Annotated in this window: 1 protein-coding gene; it reads left to right on the forward strand. The window is 50.7% G+C overall.

Features of this window, described 5'->3' with window-relative positions:
* Positions 1-24: 24 nt before the first annotated feature.
* A partial coding sequence (locus R7R24_RS26630; RefSeq protein WP_318120106.1) for an ABC transporter permease occupies positions 25-740 on the forward strand: 716 nt, incomplete at its 3' end.

Raw genomic sequence — 740 nt, forward strand, 5'->3', positions numbered from 1 at the left:
GCACGCCAGTGTGAAGGAGGTCTCATGGGCAAGCTAATTCCTGTTTCGGTTCGCCTTGCTTGGCTGAACCTACAACGTAATCGCCGACGCAGTTTGTTGTCGATGCTGATCATCGCCATTGCAGTTTTTGCGCTGACCAGCGCAGGTGGTTTTGGCCTTTATACCTACGACAGTTTGAAAGAATCCACAGCGCGTGACACGGGGCATCTGACATTAACCACGCCGGGTTATTTCGCTAAAGAAGAAGAGATGCCATTGAGCAATGGTTTGAGCCATGCCGATGAGATCACCAAACAGTTGATTGGGTTGAGTGAGGTGCGAGGCGTACAGCCTCGAGTGGAATTCAGCGGTTTGATCTCTAACGGCAGCAAGTCCTCGATTTTTATTGGTATCGGCGTTAACGAACGCGAGTTCGATATGAAAGGGCCGTTTTTGGACGTGCGTGATGGGCAGACGCTTTCCAACATTCATGCCTCTCGCTACGACGCTTCTGAGCCAGAAGTGATGCTTGGGGTGGATCTCGCCAGTAATCTGAGCGTCAACGTGGGAGATTGGATTACCTTACTTGCTACTACGACAGATGGCGCTTTGAACGCTTACGACTTTAAAGTTCGCGGTATCTACTCAACTGGTGTGCCTGAGCTGGATAAACGCCAACTTTACGTACACATCAACAGTGCTCAGTCTCTGCTGGGGTCGGACAAAGTCAGTGCGCTGTCAGTATTTCTGTTCGACACCAG

This window comes from Vibrio sp. 704 (genome assembly GCF_033339295.1).